The organism is Nostoc sp. KVJ3 (assembly GCF_026127265.1).
Classification (GTDB): Bacteria; Cyanobacteriota; Cyanobacteriia; order Cyanobacteriales; family Nostocaceae; genus Nostoc.
In genome coordinates this window covers 1,884,081-1,901,338 of sequence record NZ_WWFG01000002.1, presented here as the reverse complement: position 1 = coordinate 1,901,338, position 17,258 = coordinate 1,884,081, and the positions used below count along the sequence as shown (strand labels likewise).

The 17,258-nt window shown below is 41.3% G+C and carries 12 protein-coding genes; 7 read left to right on the top strand and 5 right to left on the bottom strand.

The window, feature by feature from the left end; all coding sequences use genetic code 11:
• Window positions 1-55: 55 nt before the first annotated feature.
• On the bottom strand, window positions 56-4,060 hold the full coding sequence (locus GTQ43_RS24230) for an AAA domain-containing protein (protein WP_265275259.1): 4,005 nt from the start codon (window positions 4,058-4,060) through the stop codon (window positions 56-58).
• A 367-nt stretch (window positions 4,061-4,427) separates the two neighbouring features.
• Between GTQ43_RS24230 and GTQ43_RS24225 the strand changes: the two genes are divergently transcribed.
• From GTQ43_RS24225 to GTQ43_RS24205, 5 genes are all read left to right on the top strand, one after another.
• The gene (locus GTQ43_RS24225) at window positions 4,428-5,681 is read left to right on the top strand and encodes an exonuclease SbcCD subunit D (protein WP_265275258.1); all 1,254 of its coding nucleotides are present in this window, start codon (window positions 4,428-4,430) and stop codon (window positions 5,679-5,681) included.
• 742 nt (window positions 5,682-6,423) lie between these two features.
• Window positions 6,424-6,954: a YdcF family protein gene (locus GTQ43_RS24220; RefSeq protein WP_265276537.1), complete on the top strand. Its 531-nt coding sequence runs from the start codon at window positions 6,424-6,426 to the stop codon at window positions 6,952-6,954.
• A 343-nt stretch (window positions 6,955-7,297) separates the two neighbouring features.
• Complete coding sequence (locus tag GTQ43_RS24215) at window positions 7,298-8,461, top strand: GuaB3 family IMP dehydrogenase-related protein (RefSeq protein WP_265275257.1); 1,164 nt, start codon at window positions 7,298-7,300, stop codon at window positions 8,459-8,461.
• A 365-nt stretch (window positions 8,462-8,826) separates the two neighbouring features.
• Window positions 8,827-9,150 carry a thioredoxin gene (gene trxA, locus GTQ43_RS24210; protein WP_265275256.1) on the top strand — a complete coding sequence of 108 codons (324 nt, stop codon included), beginning with the start codon at window positions 8,827-8,829 and terminating at the stop codon, window positions 9,148-9,150.
• A gap of 585 nt (window positions 9,151-9,735) precedes the next feature.
• The gene (locus GTQ43_RS24205) at window positions 9,736-10,548 is read left to right on the top strand and encodes a carbon-nitrogen hydrolase family protein (protein WP_265275255.1); all 813 of its coding nucleotides are present in this window, start codon (window positions 9,736-9,738) and stop codon (window positions 10,546-10,548) included.
• Window positions 10,549-10,727: 179 nt separating this feature from the next.
• On the opposite strand, the gene fba is transcribed toward GTQ43_RS24205, so the two are convergent.
• Entirely contained in the window at window positions 10,728-11,807 is a 1,080-nt protein-coding gene (gene fba, locus GTQ43_RS24200; RefSeq protein ID WP_094346179.1) for a class II fructose-bisphosphate aldolase, read from the bottom strand.
• 561 nt (window positions 11,808-12,368) lie between these two features.
• Between fba and GTQ43_RS24195 the strand changes: the two genes are divergently transcribed.
• A complete protein-coding gene (locus tag GTQ43_RS24195; RefSeq protein WP_265275254.1) occupies window positions 12,369-12,941 on the top strand; it encodes a TetR/AcrR family transcriptional regulator in 573 nt (190 codons plus the stop codon).
• Window positions 12,942-12,999: 58 nt separating this feature from the next.
• Complete coding sequence (locus GTQ43_RS24190; RefSeq protein ID WP_265275253.1) at window positions 13,000-13,935, top strand: SDR family NAD(P)-dependent oxidoreductase; 936 nt, start codon at window positions 13,000-13,002, stop codon at window positions 13,933-13,935.
• A gap of 262 nt (window positions 13,936-14,197) precedes the next feature.
• On the opposite strand, the gene GTQ43_RS24185 is transcribed toward GTQ43_RS24190, so the two are convergent.
• From GTQ43_RS24185 to GTQ43_RS24175, 3 genes are all read right to left on the bottom strand, one after another.
• A complete protein-coding gene (locus tag GTQ43_RS24185; RefSeq protein ID WP_265275251.1) occupies window positions 14,198-14,611 on the bottom strand; it encodes a CVNH domain-containing protein in 414 nt (137 codons plus the stop codon).
• Between the two features lie 157 nt (window positions 14,612-14,768).
• Window positions 14,769-16,310, bottom strand: coding sequence for a tetratricopeptide repeat protein (locus tag GTQ43_RS24180; RefSeq protein WP_265275250.1), 1,542 nt, complete (start codon window positions 16,308-16,310; stop codon window positions 14,769-14,771).
• Window positions 16,307-17,152: an RNA polymerase sigma factor gene (locus GTQ43_RS24175; RefSeq protein ID WP_265275249.1), complete on the bottom strand. Its 846-nt coding sequence runs from the start codon at window positions 17,150-17,152 to the stop codon at window positions 16,307-16,309. The genes GTQ43_RS24180 and GTQ43_RS24175 overlap by 4 nt, the downstream gene beginning before the upstream one ends.
• Window positions 17,153-17,258: the final 106 nt, after the last annotated feature.

The window sequence follows — 17,258 nt, the reverse complement described above, 5'->3', positions numbered from 1 at the left end:
GACAATCCAAGTTTTATTTAAATCTCTGTTTATAAAGCTACACTAGTAACTGTGTTTATTTCTGATTGCGTATATTTTCTATATGCTCTATTAGCTGTTTTATTTGACCTTCTCTGTTGCGATTCCATTCACGAGACCAAATTCTGTAAATGCGCCAGCCTAATTTTTGTAGAACTTCTTGGCGGAGGCGATCGCGATCGCGTGCTGTAGGATATTGACTATAAGTTACTCCATCACACACAATGCCTAAAAGACAGTCCTCTGTTTCTGGTTTTGAATTATCTATTACAACTAGGTCAATAGGATAAGCTGAACGACCTACTCGTTGCTTAACTGCACATCCCCTTTCTGTTAAAACTTGATAGATATCTTCTTCAAAAGGTAAATCGGAGTGAGATGCTTCATCACCAAGCTTTTCATTTAGTTTTTGACCACAGCTTTGAACGTATGCAAAATACTCTTTAAGCAATGCAGCTTGTTGACCTTTTTCCGCGTCAAAATTTTCTTCTTTAATTGAGGCAACTAAAACAAACTTACATTTAGCACGAGTTATTGCAACGTTTAATCTTCGTCTTCCTAAATCCTGTTGGATTTTACTAAAGTAACCAAAGTTATGATTTAACTTATTCCGGTTTTCGTTATCAAAACCAAAGCCAAAGCTTAGAAAAATCACATCTCGCTCATCACCTTGAACCTCATCAATTGGTTTGACAAAGAAATTTTCTGAGTTATCTTGACAAAATTCTTCTATGTCTGAATGTTCAGTACTTATTTGTTTGAGTTGTTCCCAGATGGCTTTTGTCTGTTTTTTACTTGAGGTAATAATACCCAAAGATTGCTGAGGGAATTCCTGAAAATGCTGCACTGTCAGCTTTGCAACTTCCTCTGCTTCACGGATATTTTCTCCACTATCATATATTCCCTTCTCAACATAATAGAAATGCACACCTCGACTAGCATCTTTTATAGGATTGGGGAAAGAAATGAGCTTTGAATTGTAAAACTTTTGGTTTGAGAAGGCAATTAGGCTTTCGTCTTGGCTGCGATAATGCCAACTTAAAGTACGAGGTATCATAATTGATAAAGCGGAACACTCATCGAGCAAATTTTCATAAACCTCTTCCTCTTCATCGTTGCTATCATCGGAAGCTGTACTTTCAAAGTAAGAGGTTGGCGGTAGCTGCTGGTTATCTCCAACAACAATTAGCTGTTTTGCTCGCAAGATAGAAGATATTGCGTTTTCAGTACGAACTTGGGAAGCTTCGTCAAAGATAACAACATCAAAATCAACTGCGTCAGCATCTATATATTGACTAACCCCTAAAGGACTCATTAGCCAACATGGCTTGAGGGTAGTAATAAGTTGAGGAGCATTTTTTATAAATTGACGAATTTTCTCTTGTCCTCTTTGCTTTTTACTTTCTTTTTTTAGTCGCTCCACTTGTTGCGCTGCTTCCGGCTGTGTTGACCACTCTTGCCAGCGTTTGACATGGAGTTGTCTCAAACGTTGGATTGCAACTTCATACTGTTGTTTATCTTTTTCTAAAAATTCATTTATTTTCTGCTCATGCAAATCTTGGTTAAAGTTTCGCAACTCATAATTATCATGATGTATGTGTCGCAGCCAATTTTCATACACGCCTTTTTGTAAAACAGGAAACCAATCATTTGGTTTGATGTCGGAATCCCGTAGCTTATATAAAAACTCTTTGGTTCCAATAACTTCTAATTGACGCACAATTTCTTGATAGTCCAACCACTGTTGGAATAAATCAATCTCATCATGCCCTTGTTGTCGGAAATTCTCAACTTCGTTTAAGGGTGTTTTTTCCAATACACCTAATGCTGTTACCCGTTCTTGAGGAAAATTATCTCTTAAGAATTTAAAGCCTTCTTTAATTTTGGCTAAGGATGTTTCCAGATTTTCTAAAAATGTCCTTAGATCCTGATAGCGTTCTCTTGAGAGAATAACTGCCGCTACCGCCTCTTTATCTAGTTTGAGCTGTTGATTTAGTATTTCCAACCATTCAAGACCTTGCTGAATACCTAGGAAATCCGTCATTTCTTCATCAAATGAAGAACCAAAAGCTGTACGAGCTTGGTATTGTGGGTCTTTTAATATACTTAAAATATTTTGACGCTCAATCGCGTTTTCAATATCTGCAATTAAGTCTTGCTCAAAAACTCCATTTTTCTCTTGCCGAAGAGCTATGAGACGTTGACGTTCGCGCCTCTTAGCATTACGCCATTGCCAATAAGCTGGTTGAATAAAGCGAAAAATACCTGTAAATTTTCTTGCGAAAAGTTTCCTAATTTCTAAGAAGTCAAAAGTTAAAAATTCACGGACATACTTAGCATTTAGTGTAGAATTAATAGATTGGTAATATTTAATCTCTTTTTCTAAATCAGAATACAAACCTTTTAGTTCAGCCAATTCTTTTGAAAGTGACCAACTTTCTATTCCTGATGGAGCATCAAAGATATGGGCTACTTCCGGCTGTAACCGTTCCAAATCATACAAGGTTTGCAATGGTTCTGTTATTTTTAGCAGCTGCGTCAATGAAGCTACAGTATTTTGAGCAAGTTTTATTCCTTCACTCAGATTGTCAAGATTATCACGTAAATAATTATTGATATCAGAAGACCAAGATTCAGATTGTAATGGACTACTTGACCATATCGTTTTTTGCCTTCCCCGAAATATAGCCTCGAATATACCAAGTTTTTCCAGTGGTATTTTTGCTTCCAATAATCTGCTTTCCGACCAATCTTGTAGATTAGAAAGATTAAACTCTAGCACAGGAGTTTCTTCTCGTTTGAGCCGGAGAATTTGACCATACAAGTCAAAGGCAGATTTATTTAATGGTTGCTCCTGTTTATGTAGATCTACTACATGATCATTGAGAAGTTGCCGATAGTCACCTAAAGGTTTAAAAAATGTATCCCAATCTCGCTGTTGTGTTTGGTTTCTTTCTGAAAGCTGAGTGATAGTTTGGTCTAGTTCATTGAAGAAATCTTTTGATTTTGTTGTTACTTGGTGGTGTAAATTTAGACAAGCATCTTCCAACTTACTTTTTTTAAGCCTGTCAAAGACAACTTCTAGAGCAGTTTGCTTTTCCGCAACTACAAGCACTTTCTTGTTTTTGCCGATTAACTCTGTGATGATGTTTACAATCGTTTGGCTTTTTCCTGTACCAGGAGGCCCCTGTACTACACAGCTAAGTCCAATCTTTGCAGCTTCTATAACTACTTGCTGGCTGGAGTCTGCATCGCGTATCTGATAAATTAATGATGGATTGATTTGATCGAGTTCTTGCTCTTGAGGAATAGCTAACTTATTAAAATTATCAGGTGTTCGTTTTAAAGCTAGCCCTTGCAGTATTGAATGATTAGCTATCTTATCCTGATTTTGTTCCAGGTCTTGAATCATTGCTGCTTTAGCATCCTGGAACAAAGTAATGTGTGCTGTTTCTTCTATTTGCCAATGAGGTTGTTTAGCGATCGCACTACTAACTGCATCTATAAAATTTTCATAGCTCAATTTTTGAATGCGATCGCTGCTAGGTAGCGTAATATTAAATTCATCTATTAACTTATTAACTAAAATAAAGTTAACAGAAATATCATCATATGTAGGGTATAGCGTAAATTCTGGTAACTTTCTACCTTTCTTTTCCAATCTAACTGGAATAAGTAGGATTGGAGAAACATACTTTTCCTGGGGTTTTTCACTATCAAACCATATCAAAGTACCAAGAACTAGAAAGAGACTATTAAACCCCTTTTCTTCTAGGCTTGATCTTGCACCTTTACGAAGTTCATCTAGTAGCTTGATCCGTTCAGTAGCACTCTGCTTGCTTGTGATTTCATTAAACGGAAATGGGCTAGATTCCTCTCCTACAAGCTTTTTATACAAAAGTGAAGAGCTTGTAAGAATATCAATTACGGGTTTTTTATTTTTGCGGAAATCAATTAGAGGATTGCTGTTTGAGTCGCCAGCAAGTCTTTTCTTCCAAATCTTGATTTTTTCTTCGATCGCCGCCGTGTCCGAGATACTCATTCGCTTTTGATTGAAGTATTATACAAGAATAAGCTTGTGTTTTAATACTTTTATTGTAAGTAATATTTCTTCCAAAAAACATCATTTGTTACAATTTGCAGACACAGCGGTTCTCATTCAAGTGGACAAAACTTTTAAAAATATCAATCTATGTAGCGACTTTATATGTAAGTGGGTCAACATAATTAAACATAAAATGCTCAGGAGATAGATCCTCGACTTCTCTAAGAATTCGGGGATCTGGGTATTATGTTTCTTTCTATGTACCGACTCAAAGCTTCTAAGCTATGGTTGATTTAAACGCAGACTGCTATAAGCGTATGATTGGCGTGGTAATTTAACCTGATAATAGTTAAATAAGACAAATATGATTAAAATCCTCCATCTCTCCGATATCCACATGGGAAGCGGCTTCTCTCACGGACGAATTAATCCGGCAACGGGATTAAATACACGACTAGAGGATTTTGTCAATACTTTGTCTGTATGTATTGACCGAGCGCTGACAGACGCTGTTGATATGGTGATATTTGGTGGCGATGCTTTCCCGGATGCGACACCACCGCCTTATGTACAACAAGCTTTTGCTAGCCAATTTCGCCGTCTCATGGATGCTAATATTCCAACAGTGCTATTGGTAGGCAACCACGACCAACATTCCCAAGGACAGGGAGGAGCGAGTTTAAATATTTACCGCACCTTGGGAGTACCAGGCTTTGTTGTGGGTGATACATTAACTACACACTGCATCGAAACCCGCAATGGCAAAGTCCAAGTAATTACCCTCCCTTGGCTGACGCGTTCGACTCTGATGACTCGCCAAGAAACAGAAGGTTCGTCTTTGGCAGAAGTCAACGAACTGTTAACGGAACGTCTACGAGTTGTTATGGAAGGGGAAATTCGCCGTCTTGACCCTGATGTGCCGACTGTTCTTTTGGCTCATTTGATGGCTGACAATGCTACCTTGGGCGCAGAACGCTTTTTAGCAGTGGGTAAAGGCTTTACTCTACCCCTATCTTTGCTGACGCGACCTTGTTTTGATTATGTAGCGTTGGGACACGTCCACCGCCACCAGAACCTGAATAAATCTAATAACCCGCCGGTAATTTATCCAGGGAGTATTGAGCGGGTAGATTTTAGCGAAGAAAAAGAAGACAAAGGCTATGTGATGCTGGAATTAGAGCGGGGGAAGGCTGAATGGGAATTTTGTCCGTTAACAGTTCGGACTTTCCGCACCATTGAGGTGGATATCTCGAAAGCTGACGATCCGCAAGGGGTGTTAATGAAAGCGATCGCTAAGTATGATATTCAAGATGCCGTAGTGCGACTAATTTACAAACTCCGCTCCGAACAGATGGATTTGATTGATAGTTCCTCTCTACATACCGCTTTAAGTCCCGCTCATACCTACACCATTCAAGCAGAATTAGTCAGTCAATTAGCCAGACCCCGGATTCCTGAATTGAGTGCAAGTAGCAGCATCGACCCAATGGAAGCTTTAAAAACTTACTTAAACAACCGTGAAGACCTCAAAGACATAGCAACATCAATGATGGATGCTGCACAGAAGTTGCTAGCGGATGATGTGGAAGTTTGGCTAGAAACAGCAACTAGCGAGTAGAATAGATGCCAATTATATGATAATACAGTTCGGTTAAGGATTTTTGGTCTGTAGAGACGTGATACGCTAACATATCTTTACCAAAGGATTTGGGCTTAACTAAGCTGTATTGAATTATATGAGACTCTTGGCAAATTGATCGGGTATCTAAATCTTCAACCTCAATCTATAGGACTCATATTTGATTTTTGAAAAAACTCAGTACAACTCAAAGAGGCTTCTTAACCTATTCCCCACTCCCAGCCTACGCAAATAATTTCAGAAATCAAATCGGATTGCCATATCTTAATTTCTTTAATTTTAGTGCGTTTCAACGCACTTTAGCTATTATCCCGCAATTCATTGCAGGGCGGGAAAGCAAGGCTAAACTAGAGTTTTAGGGGTGAGGGGTCTAACCCATCATGAATTGACCAATAGTCTCACTATATTAAATACAGCGTGTAGAGGCGCAAGACTTTACGTCTCTACTAAATTGGGTTATCCACCAAAATGCTAGACCCCTTTGATGGATTCTCCAATACAGGTTAGGATAATCCATCAATTAGAGGAAAAACTTCAAGCACGACTTCATCGCGCTGAAAAACGAAAATCACCCAAATATAAATTTGGGCAGTTTTAGGAGGAGTTTGCTACTCTACTATCAATTATTGTTTTTCTTCTAGCTAGAGGAAAGTTTGGACTCAGTAAAAAAAGTTATCGAGCCTTGAATAAGCTACTGTTTACAGGTAAATCTTTTCGTTTTATGGCTTTTGTTCTACCACTAATCATCTGGTGGGGATACAAAGAAGTACAAAACCAATTTGTACAGCCGCAAGCAGTTGTAGTGTTGGGTGGTTCAACGAGACGTTTAGAGCGAGAGAAGTTTACGGCTGAATTTGTCCGCCAGCATCCAAATATACCAATTTGGATTACTGGTGGTAGTCCACCTAAATTCACCCAACGAGTATTTACCAAAGCTGGTGTTGATCCCAAACGTTTACACTTGGACTATGAAGCCGTAGATACAGTTACTAATTTTACTACGTTAGTGGATGATTTGCAAGCTCGCGGCATCAAGAGCATTTATTTGATTACTTCAGACTTCCACATGCGCCGGGCTTGTGTCATCGGCGAAATTATTTTGGGTAGTCGAGGTATTTATTTAAAACCTGTGCCAGTTCCTTCAGAAAAACCCCCTGAATCTATCGAAAAATCTATCCGCGATGGAGCGAGAGCCATACTTTGGTTAGCAACTGGTTACACTGGTGTGGATGCCGCTAAAAATAAAAGGTAAATCATCAGTGGGAATTTGTACGATCTTGACTTAACTCAATATAGGCAAGTTAAGACGATTAATATAATGCTAATAATGGCAATCCTAACTAAGGTAATAACAGACACATGAAACTACAATTACTGAAAAATTAGCGCAACACTAACCCTCAAACAACACAGTATAAAAACCGATTAACAATTTTTGCTCATTTAGTTGATTGGTAAATACATTACGTTCATTAAAATTTCGAGCAGCAACTTGGGTAACTAGAATTTACCTGTGTAGTTCAGGAAAAAAAACACCCCAACTTATCTCACAATTTGATACCCTAGCTTAAACAGATTTGAAAAAAAGTTAAAGCGTGGAAATTCAACTTGGGCGGGGAAAAATAGCTCGCAGAGCTTACGGAATAGACGAAATTGCTCTAGTCCCTGGTAACAGAACACTAGACCCCAGTTTGGCAGATACTAAGTGGCGGATTGGCAATATTGAGCGAGAAATCCCGATAATTGCTAGTGCGATGGATGGCGTAGTAGATGTTCGCATGGCTGTACGTTTGTCACAGTTAGGAGCATTAGGTGTCCTCAATTTAGAAGGGATTCACACTCGCTACGTTGACCCAGAGCCAATATTAGATCGGATTGCTTCTGTGGGGAAAGATGAATTTGTCTCCCTAATGCAAGAACTCTATGCCGAACCAATAAAGCCAGAATTAATTGAACAACGTATTCAGGAAATTAAACAACAAGGTGGCATTGCGGCGGTAAGCGCAACTCCAGCCGGTGCAAGTAAATATGGTGAGGCGGTGGCCAAAGCTGGGGCGGATTTATTTTTTGTGCAAGCTACGGTAGTTTCTACTGCACATCTGTCACCAGAATCTTTAGTACCACTTGATTTAGCAGAATTTTGTCGTTCCATGCCCATCCCCGTGGTGTTGGGGAATTGCGTGACTTACGAAGTGACGTTGAATTTGTTGAAAGCTGGGGCGGCTGGGGTACTGGTAGGAATTGGCCCTGGTGCAGCTTGTACCTCCCGTGGCGTGTTGGGTGTGGGTGTGCCACAGGCAACTGCGATCGCAGACTGTGCCGCAGCACGAGATGATTACTACAAGGAAACTGGCAACTATATCCCCATTATTGCTGATGGCGGTTTAATTACTGGCGGCGACATTTGTAAATGCATCGCTTGTGGTGCCGATGGTGTGATGATTGGTTCTCCCTTTGCTAGAGCCGCTGAAGCCCCAGGACGGGGTTATCACTGGGGTATGGCTACTCCCAGCCCGGTGTTGCCTCGTGGTACTCGCATTCGCGTTGCCACCACTGGTACCCTAGAGCAAATACTCATTGGCCCAGCAGGGTTAGATGATGGCACTCACAATCTTTTAGGAGCCTTAAAGACAAGTATGGGTACTTTAGGAGCCAAAAATATTAAAGAAATGCAGCAAGTAGAAGTTGTAATTGCGCCTTCTTTATTAACAGAGGGTAAAGTTTACCAAAAAGCTCAACAATTAGGTATGGGGAAATAAAATTTGGGCATGGGGCAGTCGGGGACAAGGGAGATGAGGGAGATGGGGGGAATTATTTAACAAGTTTCTTCCCCAATGCCCAATGCCCAATTCCCAATTCCCAATCCTTCAATAAATTTTTCCAGCCTCCAAACAATTGCTCGAAAAACTCGATATGTCGCCTACAATAGAGATAGCGGAGACGCATGTTTCCGTTCACTCCTCACACCACACTCCGCCCGGACTATTGTTCGGGCGGTTCCTTATGTATTGTAAATAAATTCTAGAGCTTCTTTGCAAATGTACATCCTCGCACTTCTAGGCTGAGGTTTTTGCTATGGTAGAATTTTCACCAAGCTCAGATATTATTGGCGAAGGTTTTAGGCATGTCAACAGCCGCACAAGTTACCGATTCTAGTTTCAAGCAAGAAGTACTCGACAGCGATGTACCCGTTTTAGTTGACTTTTGGGCACCCTGGTGCGGACCATGCCGTATGGTAGCCCCTGTTGTTGATGAAATCTCCGAACAGTACAAAGGTCAAATCAAGGTCGTCAAAGTCAATACAGATGAAAATCCTAATGTTGCTAGTCAGTATGGCATCCGCAGCATTCCCACATTAATGATTTTTAAGGGTGGACAAAAAGTCGATATGGTGGTGGGTGCTGTACCTAAAAGTACATTAGCTTCCACTCTCGAAAAGTATCTTTGAAACTCAATCGGCAATAAAATCCTCTTGAGTTATCGACGTTGTTCTCACTTTAGGTTAATTTTTATAAACAAGTTTGAGATGCGCGAATTTCTCGTTTCTTCAACTTGTTTATATTTGTATCAACTTGTCACCGACTGGGTTTACCAGGTACAAGGTGCAGGGGTTTTATAAGTAGGTTGGCTCAAATAAACCTAACTATGTAACGAAATATAAAATTGCCTAAACTCTTGCGTTCGCGAAGCGTGTCCGAAGGACTTATGCTTCACTTAGCTATCTCTACGAGACGCTACCGCGTTAAGCGAAGCTATGCCGAAGGCTTTACGCTCCGTTCGCAATGACATAGTTATAAATTTTCACACCCACTTACTTAACCGTTTTATAGAGTTTAAGAAGATTTTTAGGGATTTCTATCTCAAAAACAACTCCCTGACATCAGAACCAAAAATAATATTTAAATCAGCAATAAAACAAGTCTGTTAAAGAAAATCTTGGCAGAAGTATTTCTAATTAAGTTCCATAGATGTTGAAGTAGCGATATATTTTGATAATCTATCTTCCATAAATCAACTGTTCGTTGTTGAATCTATGAAGTCTTATTTAGCCGCCGCTATTCAATTGACAAGTGTGTCCAATCTACACAAAAATTTGACTCAGGCAGAAGAATTAATCGAGCTTGCCGTGCGTCAAGGTGCTGAATTGGTAGGCTTGCCAGAAAACTTTTCCTATATGGGAGAAGAAAAAGATAAACTTGCACAAGGAGATGCGATCGCTCTTGAAAGTGAAAAATTTCTCAAAAAAATGGCTCAACGCTTTCAAATTACGATCTTGGGCGGCAGCTTTCCACTTCCTGTAGACAATACAGGCAAAGTTTATAACACCACTTTACTGATCGATCCAAGCGGTCAAGAACTTGCCCGTTACTACAAAGTACATCTATTTGATGTCGATGTCCCCGACGGTAACACTTACCGCGAATCCAGCACTGTTGTAGCTGGTACGCAACTACCCCCGGTGTATTTTTCAGAAAAACTCGGTAATTTAGGGCTTTCTATTTGTTATGATGTCCGGTTCCCGGAACTGTACCGTCATTTGGCAGACAAGGGGGCTGATGTTATCTTTATTCCTGCTGCCTTTACCGCCTTTACTGGCAAAGACCACTGGCAAGTGCTACTACAAGCCAGAGCCATCGAAAATACCGCCTACGTCATTGCTCCTGCCCAAACAGGGAACAACTACGCCCGTCGATTAACTCACGGACACGCCGTGATTATTGACCCCTGGGGTGTAATTTTAGCCGATGCTGGAGAAAAACCGGGAATTGCGATCGCAGAAATCAAACCTACTAGGCTCGAACAAGTCCGTCGTCAAATGCCCTCTTTACAGCATCGGGTGTTCTAGGGAGTGGGGAGTGGGGAGTAGGGGGAGTAGGGGAAGAAAGAACTAATACCCAATGCCCAATGCCCAGCCCTAACGAATAAAATAAAAAACCGGGTGTTTACCCGGTTTCTGACAACATTAAAATACTAAGTTTTTTAGGGGCATAGTAGCACCCTGCCCCTATTTATTTGTTGTCAAAATTAAACTTTAGCAGCAGCTTTGGTGACAACGTTAAGTTCACCTTTAGCATACTTAGCAGCAAAATCTTCCAAAGAAATTTGTTTAATCTTGCTTGCGTTGCCGGCTGTGCCAAATTGTTGATAGCGTTCAGCACAAACCTTCTGCATGTATGTAATAGAAGGCTTGAGGAAGTGACGGGGGTCAAACTCCTCTGGTTTTTTAGCCAAAGCTTCACGGACAGCAGCAGTAATAGCCAAACGGTTGTCGGTGTCGATGTTTACTTTGCGTACACCACTCTTAATACCTTTTTGGATTTCTTCTACAGGTACACCGTAGGTTTCAGGAATTGCACCACCATACTGGTTAATCAGTGCAAGCAAATCTTCTGGTACAGAAGAGGAACCGTGCATTACCAAGTGGGTGTTAGGCAGACGGCGGTGAATTTCTTCAATGCGGCTGATGGCCAAAATTTCACCAGTCGGCTTGCGGGTAAACTTGTAAGCACCGTGGCTTGTGCCAATGGCAACAGCCAAAGCATCTACTTGGGTTGCTTCTACAAAGTCAACAGCTTCATCGGGATCAGTTAACAGTTGTGAATGGTCGAGTGTACCTTCAAACCCATGACCATCTTCAGCTTCGCCAGCACCAGTTTCTAGAGAACCCAAACAACCGAGTTCACCTTCAACGCTGACACCCAAAGCATGAGCTACGTTGACAACTTCGCGGGTAACATTGACGTTGTATTCAAAGCTAGCGGGGGTTTTAGCATCAGCTTCTAAAGAACCATCCATCATGACGCTGGTGAAGTTGTTCTTAATTGCTGAGTAGCAGGTAGCGGGAGCATTCCCATGATCTTGGTGCATGACAATGGGAATATGAGGATAGGTTTCTACCGCCGCCAAAATCAGGTGGCGCAAGAAGTTTTCTCCTGCATAAGCACGAGCGCCACGAGAAGCTTGCAAAATTACGGGGCTATCTGTCTCGACAGCAGCCTTCAGGATTGCCTGAATCTGCTCTAAATTGTTAACGTTAAAAGCTGGGATGCCGTAACCGTTTTCAGCTGCGTGATCCAACAGCAGCCGCAGTGGTACAAGCGCCATAGATAGTCCTCCTAATGTGGTTGTCAGCTAGTCGGTCTGAGAAAAGCGTATTGATTACGCTAAATCTTAAGAGTTTTTTCAACTTATAGGAAATTATAACTAGTGTCGTGTATCTATGTTGAAAAAGTTTACGCCATAGTTACTATAAAATATGTTCTATACTCCTGTACTATGCGCCATATTTTCTCTGTGTCGCTGTACATTTAGTTACCCTACAGATAGTAGCTCTGGTAGTCCAGTATCCCAAATGCTCATCTCGAAGCGATCGCTTCAACTTAAACACACTAACTTCTGACAAATGCTATCAGGGTGTTTTTCCCTAACTATTGCATTTGGGATGAAACTATGCGTAATTTACATAAATTAATGTGAGTGTCCGTTGGACACTCACGTTAAATATAGCGTAGCTTGCTTCCGCGTTCGCGTAGCGTCCCGTAGGGAAGTGGTAACAGACTTGTACTTCGACTGCGCTCAGTACAAGTCTGTTAAGCTAATAGTCCTTTAAATTGCACTAAAATTATTCACTGGACAATAACCGAATGTTCGTTTATTATAGAATTTATGAGGCACAAAGACGACAAAAAAAATCAAGCAATCTGTGATGCGGCAATCGAACTGATTACTGCAAATGGTTTTGCTGATACTTCGATGTCGAAAATTGCCAAAACCGCGAATGTTTCGCCCGCGACGATATATGTCTATTTTGAAAACAAAGAAAACCTTCTCAATAAAATATATTTGTTCGTGAAGCAGGAAATGAGTGCAGAAATTTTGAAAGGTGTCAACCAGAACCTATCGGTGGAAAAAGCCTTTAAAATTATCTGGAATAATTATTATCAATACGCGATTAAAAATCCGGTCAGATTTGCTTTTACGGAGCAATTTGCTAATTCACCGATGGTTGACCGCATTTGCAAAGATGAAACTTTGAGCTATTTCAAGCCAATGCTAGATTTGTTCAATCGCGGTAAAGAGGAGAAAGTTTTTAAGGATATTCCCCTGGAAATTTTTACCGCTTTTACCTTTGCGCCTCTGACTGGATTGATAAAAGAGCATTTTAGTGGTGCTTTGATTTTGGACGAAAAAATGTTAGAAACCACCTATAAAATTGCGTGGGATGCAATAACGAATTAATTCTTTTTTTGATAGTTAATTAAATGAACATTCGATTAATTAAGTAGGAGTAAATAAAATGAAAAATCAAAAATGGAACGTGGAAAATATTCCGAGTCAAAAAGGAAGAGTAGCAATTGTAACGGGTTCGAGTAGCGGCATCGGTTATGAAACAGCGCGGGTTTTAGCTAATAAACAAGCGTCTGTAATCATTGCGGTTCGCAATTTGGACAAAGGAAACAAGGCATTGGCAAAAATTCTTCAACAGAATCAAGATGCCGACGTAAAGGTGATGGAACTTGATTTGGCGAATTTAGCATCAGTTAAAAATTTCGCTGAAAACTTTCAGAAAAATTATTTGCGTCTGGATTTACTGATTAATAATGCGGGTGTGATGATTCCGCCGTATTCAAAAACGACGGACGGTTTTGAATTGCAGTTCGGCACTAATCATCTCGGACATTTTGCTTTGACGGGACAGCTTTTGGAACTTTTGATCGGTACCGAAGGCTCACGAATTGTCAATGTTTCGAGCGGCGCACATAGTATGGGCAAAATAGATTTTGATGATTTGAATTGGGAAAAGAGAAGTTATGCCAAATGGAAAGCCTACGGCGACAGCAAACTTGCCAACATCTTTTTTACCTACGAACTCGACCGAAAACTAAAAGATAACGGTATCGACACACTTGTAACCGCCTCGCATCCGGGCTGGACAGCAACCGAATTGCAGAGAACTGCGGGTGGCATTGTGACATATCTCAACGGCATCCTTGCCCAAGACATCACGATGGGCGCATTACCAACTCTGCGGGCGGCAATCGAAACAGGCTTAAAAGGCGCAGAATATTTCGGCCCCAATGGGTTTATGGAGATGCGCGGCTATCCAATAAAAGTCGAAACGAACGAATTATCCAAAGACAAAGCGATCGCCAAAAAACTATGGGTTGTATCGGAAAAACTAACTGATGTAAAATTTGAATTTAAGAAAAAGGCGCAAAGCGCGGGCAAATGACCAAATTCATACATCTGCTAACTAACAGATTTTATAATGGGCCATCGCACTTCCTTGGCTAAGAAGAGCGATCGCTCTACACATCATCAAAAAAATAGCGATCGCTCTGACAATAAACAAGGTGCGTTAGTCAAAGCATAATGCACTCTAATAGCCTTGACATACTAGTAGAGTGCATTAGATTTATGGTTTTTTCATGCTAAGGCGCTACTACGAGCCTTTATCTATCACATAATTTTAGGCTTGCCACGCTACTACAAGATCAAGATGGGCTACTTGTGTATTTTAGTACTCCATCAATGTTTTCGATTCCATTGATGCTTGTAGCAGTTTGTACAAATTGACCATTCATCTTGCGGCATTGACCGGAAATTTGCGCTCCTGCAACAGAAGTACCCGCACAAGAGAGGTTAAAATTAGCTGTTTTTTGAGGATCAACAACCTTGAGAGTACCATCAATATTTTCAATTCCTTTCAAAGTGATGGCAGTTTGGTTGGGTGATTGATCCCGTTTTCTGCAAATAGCTGATAATACATTGTCCCGAAGAGAAATATCTGAGCAGGTCTGTTGATAACTACTTGGAGCTGCTACAGCAGTCAAGGGACTAGCAATTAGTGCAACGCTAAAAACAAAAATCAAAGCTGCGATCGCATTAATCAATTTACCTAACTTCATTTGAAACACTCCTGATATTTCAGAATTTTTACAGACTAGAGATTAAGGTTTGTTCTTTCATCTCTACGACTTAAAGACGATCTCAGTCATCAATTTTGGAATTTTTCGAGTTAGAGGCGTTTTTTCTCTAAAATAAATCCACCCGCTCAAACCAGACTCAAACACGAGATTTTTTCCGCACCATCCCTTGTAACTGTGTCAAAGTATCCTTAACCTCCCCACGAGCCGGATAAAACAACTGTTGATTTAAAGCAGTGCGATAAGCTGCGATCGCCCCGGAAGTATCCCCCAACCCCTCTAAGGCTCTCCCTTGCCAGTAATCAGCCGTAGCCGAGTTAAATGACCTTAGTTCCTGACTTCGCTCACAAGCCTCTTCGCACCACTGCCGACTTAGGGCATCATCCCCCCTCGCTCGGTAACTTTCTCCCAGCCACACCGCAGCAGCTACAGATTGCAGATAACCCCCCGCTACTGGTAAAAAATGCCATCCTGTAGCCAAAGCCGCGATCGCTTCTTGATGTTTAAGGGCTAAAGCCAACACCCGCCCATGACGAAACCAAGTATCAGCTAATTGGGGTTGGAGTTGTATCACCTTCGCAGAAAAACTACACCCTCTTTCAATTTCTTGAAAGCTTTCCACCAGAACGCGCCCCACTGTCGCCCAAACACTCCACCGTTCAGGAAAACGCTCAAGCATCTCTTCTAATAAGGGTCGTAATTCTTCTAGTCGGCCAGCAACGGGTAAAATCTTACACAACGCCTGATAGATTTCACAATCGTTGGGATACAAACTATAAGCTTTCAACATCATCTCAGCCGCCGCCTGATATTCTCCGGTGTGGAACAAGCATTGTCCATAGTAATACCAACCACTAGGATGATTGGGGTGTTGCTCTGCAAACTCTGCTAATACCCCTACACCATGCGCCCAATCCCCCCGGTAAAGGTGATAATAGGCTAGTGATTTGTAAGCTTCAGCTACGTGAGGAGCCTGTTGTAGGACAGAATTAATCAGCTTTTTAGTCTGCTTTCCTTCTTTACCAGATACTAATTTCATCCCGCAACGCCGATCTAACTGTCGTTGAAGTACCCCGAAATCATCAGGAGCTAGAGCGATCGCTTTATCTAAATTTTCCCTAGCTGCTTGGAAATCCCCCATTGCCATCAGTGCATCATAGCTCTGAATCAAGGCGACAATATCATCTGGATTGAGTAACAAAACCTGTGAAAAGGCTCGTAAAGCCCCAATGGGATTTTCTCTGCCCTTCTGCACTTGTCCCAATGCCAACCAGTGAACGATTTTGTCAGGTTCTGAATCAGCCGCAGCATCAAAATCAGCGATCGCTTTGTGACTATCACCTTTACAGACGGCAATTAATCCACTTATATGGTGCTGAGTTCCTTGATTGCAGGATAATGCTAAGGCACTTACATATAGCTCTATAGCCTCTGCTTCCCGTTTCATCATCTGCAAGATTTTCGCCAGTTGCAGCCGCACATTGATTAATTGCGGCTGTCGCTCAATTACTTGGTGATATTCAGCGATCGCTTGCTGCCAGTTCCCCATACCGGACAACAAATCAGCTAATTCCAACCGTTTCTTCCATCCTTGGGGATACTTCTGCACATACTGACGATAGGTTTTGAGCTTCTGATCTTGTCGAGTTGGCTTTTCGCCTAAAACTAGATGAACATTCATGTCCACCCCAGAAGACTGGGGGAACTGTACCAAGTATGTTGCAAGTTTTCTAGGCATGTAACGGTTACTTTGTAATTAATTTCTTCCATGCTTCTTATTGCGATCGGCATTTCCCAGTCAGAGATCGCCCTTTCATCGGGTTTAGACTCTTCCACCATCGGAACCACCAATTTTAAGCAGGGTGGGAGGGAATCTAGGGAAGTGTCATCTTCCCCTGCCAAATATTTGCTTAACTGCTTTTGTAGAATCCTTCGCCCCTGTTGAACTCGTTTGTAAACGTTGTCTTCTGAGAGGGCGAGTTCCTTGGCAATGTCTCTGTAAGACTTTTCTTGGCAGTAGTGAAGGATAAAAGATTGGCGCAATCTCGTAGGTAAGGACTCAATTTTGTGGTGGAGATATGCCCTTAGTTCGTGACTAAATATCTCTGACTCAGGAGATTCAAGTCTGGAAGTAACTACTGCATAATCTGCAAATTGAATATCCTCAAAGTTTTTGATCCTTTGCGCCTCTCGCTTGCGTTCTCGATGCAAATCTATACAGAGGTTCTGGATGAGTCGGCTTAACCAAGCCCTGGGCTTGGTGATTCTACTCCCATATTCTGGCCATTGATTCCAGGCTTTGAGCATTGCCCGACTGAACAAGTCTTCGGCATCATGACGATTACCTCCCATCCACTGTAAGCAGCGACTATAAAGATAATCTCGATACTGTTCCCATAACTGCCAAAAGTAAGTGTAATCGTTCCCAGACAAATCCTGTAATCGTATTTCCTTTACCGGTAAGTTCTCAGTTTTCAGACCTACTAAGGAAATAAAGGCTTTTTGCTCAAAATTCGCCTGCATCTGTTACTTCCAGTTGAAAAGCTCAAATTCAGTTATTCACTTTTCGTTAGCACTTAAGTAACCGTAGAATCACTGAAATAAGCTGACAACTTCGTTAATTTTGCTT